6 protein-coding genes are annotated in these 8,215 nt (G+C 72.0%); 2 read left to right on the forward strand and 4 right to left on the reverse strand.

What is annotated here, in order from left to right; translation table 11 throughout:
- On the forward strand, positions 1-1,219 hold a 1,219-nt coding region (locus Aut01nite_RS21940), incomplete at its 5' end, for an alkaline phosphatase family protein (RefSeq protein WP_373871531.1).
- An 823-nt stretch (positions 1,220-2,042) separates the two neighbouring features.
- The gene (locus tag Aut01nite_RS21945) at positions 2,043-2,432 is read left to right on the forward strand and encodes an SCO2097 family morphological protein (protein ID WP_043523832.1); all 390 of its coding nucleotides are present in this window, start codon (positions 2,043-2,045) and stop codon (positions 2,430-2,432) included.
- A gap of 469 nt (positions 2,433-2,901) precedes the next feature.
- On the opposite strand, the gene Aut01nite_RS21950 is transcribed toward Aut01nite_RS21945, so the two are convergent.
- The 4 genes from Aut01nite_RS21950 to Aut01nite_RS21965 all read right to left on the reverse strand — a co-directional run.
- On the reverse strand, positions 2,902-3,399 hold the full coding sequence (locus Aut01nite_RS21950; protein WP_161790599.1) for a DMP19 family protein: 498 nt from the start codon (positions 3,397-3,399) through the stop codon (positions 2,902-2,904).
- A gap of 200 nt (positions 3,400-3,599) precedes the next feature.
- Positions 3,600-6,053 (reverse strand): transglutaminase TgpA family protein, encoded by a 2,454-nt coding sequence (locus Aut01nite_RS21955; protein ID WP_043523830.1) that lies wholly within the window; start codon positions 6,051-6,053, stop codon positions 3,600-3,602.
- On the reverse strand, positions 6,050-7,342 hold the full coding sequence (locus tag Aut01nite_RS21960; protein WP_043523829.1) for a DUF58 domain-containing protein: 1,293 nt from the start codon (positions 7,340-7,342) through the stop codon (positions 6,050-6,052). The genes Aut01nite_RS21955 and Aut01nite_RS21960 overlap by 4 nt, the downstream gene beginning before the upstream one ends.
- Positions 7,343-7,344: 2 nt before the next feature.
- Positions 7,345-8,215, reverse strand: an 871-nt coding sequence (locus tag Aut01nite_RS21965; RefSeq protein WP_204037625.1) for an AAA family ATPase, incomplete at its 5' end; no start/stop codon positions are given.

The following is an 8,215-nucleotide window of genomic DNA, read 5'->3' on the forward strand; positions in this document are numbered from 1 at the left end:
CCCGGCTTCCACGGGCGGTCCTGCCGTTCCTGCTTCCTCCGGTGGTTCTCTCCCTGGTGGGAGCGGCGGGGTGCCGGCGGACGGGCTGCCGGACGAGGCGTTCCGGGAGGTCGCGCCGGCCTATGGGAGCGGCAGCCTCGCCGATCTGATGCCCAGCGTGTGCGCGGTGCTCGGGGTGCCGGGGGCGGTGGACGTGCTCGGGCTCGCGGAGACCCTCGACGGGGTGGACCGGGTCGGGGTGCTGCTGGTGGACGGTCTCGGGGCGTACCAGTTGCCGACGGCCGCGCCGTTCGCGCCGGTCCTGACCGACCTGGCCGCCGGTTCCCGGACGCTGACCGCCGGTTTTCCGTCGACCACCCCGGTCAGCCTGGTGACCGTCGGCACCGGGGTGCCGCCCGGCGTGCACGGCGTCCTCGGGTTCACCGTGCGGCGGCCGGACGGCCGGGTGCTCAACCACATCGCCTGGGGTGACGACCCGGACCCGTACCTCTGGCAGCCGATGCCCACCACCCTGGAGACCGCCGCGGCCGCCGGTGTGCCGGTCACCGTGGTCAGCCGGGGCCTCTACCGGGGCACCGGGCTCAGCGTCGCGGCGAACCGGGGCGGCCGGTACCACGTCGCCGACGACGGCCCGGCGGTCGCCGACGGGATGCTGGCGGCCCTGCGTGCCGGCCCCGGCCTGGTCTACGGGTACCACCCCGACCTGGACAAGGCCGGCCACGAGGACGGGGTGTGCTCCCCGCTCTGGCAGGACGCGGCCCGCGGCGTCGACCTGCTCCTGGACCGGATCGTGCACGGGCTCCCGGCCGGCGCCGCGCTCCTGGTGATCGCCGACCACGGCCAGCTCAACGTCCCCATCGAGGGCCGGTACGACGTGGCCGCGCTCAGTGGGGACGGGGTGATCGGCGTGGCCGGGGAACCGCGGGCCCGCTATCTGTACGTCGCGGACGGCGCCCTGGACGACGTCCTGGCGAACTGCCGAGCCGTGCTCGGCGCGGACGCCCATGTGGTGAGCCGGGACGAGGCGATCGCCGAGGGCTGGTACGGCCCGATGGCGCCGGCGCACGCCGGCCGGATCGGCGACGTGGTGATCATCTGCCGGAACCGGGCGGTCGTCGTGGCGCCGGCCTGGGAACCGGAGCGGGCCGGGCAGTTGGTCGCCTACCACGGCTCGGTCACCGCCGCCGAGATGACCGTCCCGTTGCTGATCGCCCGCTGAGGCTCCGCCCGTTCGGGTCTTCCGGCTGGTCGTCACTGCTGACCCTGCTGGCCGATTGCTTGCCCGCCGGTTGTCGATCTTGTGAGGTTGTGGTGAATCGGTTCGCCCGAGACTCACAAGATCTCGCGCGTAAGAAGTGGAAGGGGTGGAAGGGGTGAATCCGTCGCGGGCGGGCGGGCGTGCGGGCTTTCGTCCGCTGGGTTGGATCTGGTGAGCGCGTGGTGGGGCGGACAGCGCAATCTCCACATCGACAAGAGAAGCGGCGAATCAGCCAGCAGGGTCAGTGCTGTCTCGGAGCTGGCGAGATAGTACTGACGACCAGCCGGCCGCGCGGTCCTGTTGTTGAGCGCTCGCTCCGTGCCGGCCCGTTCGGGCGGCTGCCGTTGTTGATCGCTCGCTTCATGCCGGCCCGTTCGGGCGGCTATCGCCTGCTGATCGCCTACTGATCGCTTGCTGAGCGCCGGTCTGCTCGGGGCGCCGTTCCGTTCCGCGGGGCCGGCGGATCTTACCGACCGAACCTGGTCGATTTGTATGTCTTGCGGCAACGGGTTTTCGGATCATGTGTTGAGGCAGGTCACAGGCCGTGATCAGGGCCACACGCTGCCGTGACGGACGCGTTGTGCGGCCGGACGATCGGTCTTTTGGGACGAACCGATCTTACGGACATGGAAAATCACCCGCACTCGGCGGTCGTCCCGCTTTCCGACCCGCCAACCCGCTCGTAGACTTGCGTGATAAGGCAGCCGACGGCTGCCCCGCATCATCACACCTGCACCACCCCGACCCCGCTGCGGGGCCGGACATGCGCCCGGGGAGGAATGCCGTGCCGCTCTCGGAGCACGAGCAGCGGCTGTTCGATCAGATCGAGCGGTCGCTTGCCGAGGACCCCAAGTTCGCCTCGGCTGTGCGGGCCAGCGACCCGCGTTTCCACGCACGGCGCCGGCTCCTCATCGCCGCGTTCGTGATCGTCCTTGGTCTGGCTGTGGTCGTCTACGGGGCGATGAGTCAGAACCCGCCGCTTGGCGTGGCCGGATTCGTCGTCATGCTCGGCTCGGCGGCTTTCGCGATGCAGTCGCGGCGCCGGGTCCAGGCCCCCGACCTGAAATCGGTCGGCGGCACCGCGTCCCGTCGCACCCGCCAGAGCCGCAAGAGCGGCGGCTTCCTCGATCGCCTCGAGGACCGGTGGCGCCAGCGCCCGGAGGGACATCGCTGACCCAGCGAGCCGGCCCGCAGCCGGCTCCCGACGAACGGCGGCCGCCACCCGGCCGCCGTCGTCATTCCCTGCCCACCGCCACCGGCCTTCCACCCTGACACTCCGAGCCTTCACGGTTTCCGAGTGCCCGCCTTTCCGCGGGTTGCCTTTCCGCGGGCTACACCGTCCGCGCGTTGCGTCCGCCGTGTTGTGCCCTTCCACGAGTAACGCTCTCCGCGGGTTGCGCCCCTCCGCGCGTTGCGCCCCTCCACGCGTTGCGCCCCTCCACGGGTTGCGCCCCTCCGCGCGTTGCGCCCTTTTGCGGGCTACACCCGCCGCGTTGGGTTATGCCGGGTTGCGTTCTCTCGTGTTGTGCCCTTCCGCGTATTGCGTTCTGCCGTGCGTTCCGCCTTCCGCGGGAAGGCCGGAACGGGCGCGCTCATGGGCTCCTGGCTCGCGACCCCGCCCTGCCGAGAATCGCCGACGCGGCTCAGATTCCGGCTTGCGCGGCGACGGCCCGGATCGGGAACGCGTCGAGCTTGTCACCCCACCCGTCGGTTTCCGCAGCCAGCTCGTACCGGTCGTCGAGGTCCGCGAGCACCTCGACGTATCGGTCCCTCTCCGGCTCAGGAGAAGAAGCGTCCGGCTCAGGAGAAGAAGCGTCCGGTTCGGGAGAAGAAGCGTCCGGCTCGGGAGAAGGAGAAGCGTCCGGCTCGGGAGAACCGTCACCGAGTTCGGCTGCGGCCGCGTCCAAGACGGCAGCCATGGCCGGTGCGCCGATCTCCCGCAGGGCAGCGCCAGCCTGCGCAGCGTGCCTGCCATGGGAGTTCGTGAGGTACGCCAGGAGCCCGCCCTGAGCGACCTCGAAGTCGAGCCAATTCAGTAACCACAGCACACGCAGCGGCGCCGCGAGCCCGGCCAGCCGCTCGTCCTCATGCTCCGCCGACGCCTCGGCGCTCATGATGACGCGAAGTTCGTCCAGCAGCACCTTCTGCAGAGAGTTCGGCGGCAGGCCCTTCAGCTCAGACCATTGCAGTGACATGCGCCGATCGGCCCCGGCCCGGCCCCGGCGACCGGCGACCGGTGCGGGGAGCGTCGCGCCCGCGGCCGGACCGATGCGAAGGGGAGGGGCGGAAAGCAAGGCGCCGCCCTCGGCGAGGACGGCGCCTTGACGGTCGGGTGTGCCGCTCAGCGAGAGCGGGTCAGCAGTCGGCGGGGGTTGAAGCGGGTCAGGGTCTCCCCGGCGCGGCTGAGGCGTTCGGCCGTGCGGGTGGACCATTCGGACAGGCCGAGGCGCCAGTCGAGCAGCACCGACGGGGGCAGCAGAAGGGCCTGCATACGGGTTCGGAACGGGGCTGTCTCGGCCATGGCGGAGCGGACCCGGCCGAGGGCCGTCGTGAGTTCGGCGCCCTGCATCGGCTGCCGGGCGTACCGGGCCCGTTCCTCGGCGGTGCCCAGCAGGGTCGCCGCTTCGGCGGGGTCGCCGGTGAGTGCCGACTCGCGGATCAGCCGCTGGGCGGTGACCCGTGGCGTCTCCGTCGGGTCCACCGGCACCCGGAAGTCGACCATGCAGTCGATGAGCTCGTCCCAGGCGGCGTGCGCGTCCTCCCGGGCCTGGCCGGACTCGGCGGTGACGGTGATCTCGGCGCCGGGGGCGACACCATCGGCGGACAGCACGGCGGGTGCCCGCGGAACCGTCGCCGCGTGTCTGCGGCGGCGCACCAGGATTCGCCGCAGGGCGGGGACCAGCAGCAACGCGAGGATCAGGGCGGCACCGGCAGTGATCAGCAGGCCGGTCCAGGAGGTTTCCTCGGCGACCGTCCCATCGGTGCCACCGGCGGCGGCGTTGTTCTCCGCGGGGTCGGGCCGGCCGATCTGGCCGGGAGCGGCCGAGGAGCCGGCGCCGGGGACACCGGCCCCGGCCGACGCCGACGCGGTCGGCGCGACCTGGTCGACGTCCGGCGCCCAGTCCGAGCGCGCGTTGCCGGCGACTCCGGCGGACGGGGTGGCGTCGAACGGCACCCATCCGAAGCCCTGGAAGTAGACCTCGGTCCAGGCGTGCGCGTTGCGGTTGCTGATCTGGTAGACGCCCTTGGTCCCGTCGATCGGCGTGCCACGGGTGAAACCGAACGCCACCCGGGCCGGGATGCCGGCGGCCCGGACCATCCACGCCATCGCCGCCGCGTACTGCTGGCAGTAACCGGTGCGGTTCTTGAGGAACTGGGAGATCTCCGACGCCGTCCCGTTGCTCTTGGCGTTCAGGTCGTACGAGAACCCGTTCTCCTTGGAGAAGAAGTTGTAGATCGCCCGTACCTTGTCGTAGTCGTTGGTCTTGCCGGCGGTCAGCTTGATGACCTCGGCGTTGACGTTCGCGTCACCGGGGGTGGTGGTGTACGCCCGGAGCGGGTCGCCGGACTCCAGCGGCTGAGCCCGTTTCAGCAGGTTCGGCGGGTAACTGGCCCGCTGGTAGGTGAAGGTGTACTTCTGCCCGCGGGTGGTGTTCCGCGCCGAGTAGAGCACCTGCTGATTCTGGTCGTACGACCACGCGCCGCCCAGTTCCCGGACCTCGGTCGTGTACGAGTACAGCGGCGCCATCGTCTGCTGCAGATTGTTGGTGATCTCCACCGTCGCGGTGTACTGCGCGTAGTCCGCGTTGCCGGTGCCCTGCACCCGCCGCGGGTCGGGCAACCCGTCGGCGAGCGAGTTCCCCTTGGGGGCCTGGTGCGCGAACCCGCTGGTGGTGAGCACGTCGGCCACCCCGAACCGCAGGTAGAACGGATCCGGCTCGTTGGTGGTGACCTTGAGCAGCTGGACCGTGTTGCTGTGGCTCAGCTGCCCGCTGAGTGAGGCGAACAGGTTGATCCGCCCGGCCCCGCCGCCGCCCGGACCGGTGCCCGGCCCGGCGCCGCTCTGGGTGAGCTGGGTGAGCAGGCCACCGGTCACGGTCGGCACGACCAGCGGCAGCGCCACCGCGACCAGCACGCCGACCACGCCGATCCGCCGGCCGGCCGCGGCCAGCGGCGACGGCTCCCAGACGTCGACGTCGCGCCCGTCGCCGGTGAAGCGGCGGCCGAACCGGCGTACCCGGTCGACGTTGTCGGCGACCAGCAGCCACATGAACCCGGCGGCGCCGATGACGAACGGCAGGGCGGGCACGCTGTCCAGGTAGACCGCGACCGGGATGGAGTAGATGGCGAGCATCGGCAGCCCGGCGAGGGCCGGGCGGCGGAGCACCGCGGTCAGCAGGTCGACCACGATGGCGACCACACCGACGCCGAGGACGGTGACGAAGAGCAGGCCGTCCCGGTCCGGGACGGGCACGCCGTACGTCCGGGTGTCCTCCCCGGCCTGCCGGATCAGGTCGGCGAAATGGGCGAAGGTGTCCGGCTGCGGGATGATGAACTCGCTGCCGCTGGAGAAGATCCAGGTCAGTGCGAGGACCAGGGCGACGACCATGCTGAGCGCCTGCGCCCAGGTCGGGAAGCGGAAGGTGCGGGTGGCCACCGCGGCGCCTTCGATCAGTGCCACGGTGACCAGGCACTCCATCAGCCAGGTCCACGAGCTGAAGATCGACGAGAGCGGGGCGGCGGCCAGCAGGGTGGCGGCCGCGGCCACCAGGCCGAGGCGGCGCCGGCCGGTCATCGGTTCACCCCACTGACGGTCTCGGCCATGGCGGCGCGGTAGGCGAAGCCCTGCGAGCCGCGGGCCACGCTGGGCCAGAGCGCCGGCAGGGTGTCGCCGTGCGTGACCGGCACCGATTTCCAGCCGCTGCGGACCAGGGCGAGCGACGCGGCCGCGTGCTCCCGCCCGGATTCCGCCCCGGCCGTCGACGGCACCCAGGTGGTGCTGTCGATGGCGAAGCCGATGCAGGTCGCGCCGTTGCCGCGGAGGCCGCTGAGCAGCTCCGCCTCGGCCACCGTGAGGGCGCCGAACAGGCCGATCACCAGGCCGCCGTCGTTGCGTCGGCGGACGTGCTCGACCAGCACCGAGACGTCCCCGTTCTGTTCGGTCTTCACATCGGCCAGGGTGTCCAGGATCAGGCCCTCCCCACCGGTCTCGGAGGCGTCGATGTCGATGCCGGAGCCGGTGACGAGCCGCAGCTTGTAACCGGCCTCCCGCAGGTGGACCGCGATGCTGGCGGCCGCCGAGACAGCCCACTCGAAGCTGGCCGTCGGGCCCTCGCCGCGGTGCGCGTAGACCCGGGTGTCCAGCACGACCGTGGCCCGGCTCTCCCACGGCTGCTCCTCGCGGCGCACCATCAGCTCGCCGGTGCGCGCGGTGGACCGCCAGTGGACCCGGCGCAGGTCGTCGCCGCGCCGGTACTCCCGGGTGGCCGCGTCGTCCTCGCCGTGCACGGCCACCGAGCGGGCGCGGCTCTCGCCGGTGCCCGCGTACTCCCCGGCCAGCCGCACCCGGGGGAGCGCGGTGACCTGCGGGATCACGGTGAGCCGGTCGACGCTGGGGAACGACCGGGTCAGCTCGCACAACCCGAACGGGTCGGTGAGCCGGACCATCAGCGGGCCGATCGGATAGCGGCCGCGGACGTCGGCGCGCACCGTGTACGCCACCGAGCTGGCCTGCTGCGCGCCGAGCCGCTCCAGCACGACCCGGGGACGGCTGCCCAGCGCGTACGGCAGGCGGTCCTCCAGCAGCATGGTGCCGGTGGGCAGCCGGGACATGTTCTGCAGGCGCAGGATCACCCGCGCGCTCGACCCGACCGGCGCCCGGCCCGGCTCCAGCGACCGGGTGCAGGCCAGCTTGTAGCGGCTGCGGCCGACGTACCACGCGGCGAGCAGCGGGAGGACGGCCAGGAGCACCGCCACCCGCAGCAGGTCGCGCTCGCCGAGGATGAGCGCCGAGACCGCGGCGGCGATCGCCGCGGCCAGGAACGAGCGGCCGCGCGTGGTGAGTCCCCGCAGCGCCTCCCGCATGCTCACCGCCCCCGTGACTCGTACGAGGCGCGGCCGTCACGGGTGTCGTAGGGATTCCGGTTCCGGTCGTGCGGCAGTGGCAGCCGGTGCACGATCTCGGACACGATGGCGTCCGTGGTGCGCCGGTTGAGCTGGGCGTCCGCGGTCGGGATGAGGCGGTGCGCGAGGACCGGCACGGCGAGCGCCTGCAGATCGTCGGGCAGCACGTAGTCCCGGCCTTCCAAGGCGGCCACGGCCTTGGCGGTGCGCAGCAGCTGGAGGGTGGACCGCGGGGACGCGCCGAGCCGGATCTCCGGTGCCTCCCGGGTCGCGGTGACCAGGGCGATCGCGTACTGCTGGACGGCGTCGGCGGCGTGCACCGCGCGCGCCGTCTCGATCAGCCGGCGGACCAGCGCCGCGTCGGCGACGGCGCGCAGATCGTTGAGCGGGTCGTGGTCGCCGTGGCCGGTGAGCATCGCCAGCTCGGCCCGCGGGTCCGGGTAGCCCATCGCGATCCGGGCGGTGAACCGGTCCCGCTGCGCCTCGGGCAGCGGGTAGGTGCCCTCCATCTCGATCGGGTTCTGCGTGGCCACGACCATGAACGGCGCCTGCAGCTCATAGGTCGTGCCGTCGACGGTGACCTGCCGCTCCTCCATGCACTCCAGGAGAGCGGACTGCGTCTTCGGCGACGCCCGGTTGATCTCGTCGCCGACCACCAGGTTGGCGAAGACGGCGCCCGGCTTGAACTCGAAGTCGCGCGTCTCCTGGTTGTAGACGCTGACCCCGGTCACATCGCTGGGCAGCAGGTCGGGCGTGAACTGGATGCGCCGCACCGAACAGTCGATCGAACGGGCCAGAGCCTTGGCCAGTTTCGTCTTGCCGACGCCCGGCACA

It is taken from the genome of Actinoplanes utahensis (assembly GCF_016862455.1).
In the GTDB taxonomy this organism is placed as follows: domain Bacteria; phylum Actinomycetota; class Actinomycetes; order Mycobacteriales; family Micromonosporaceae; genus Actinoplanes; species Actinoplanes utahensis.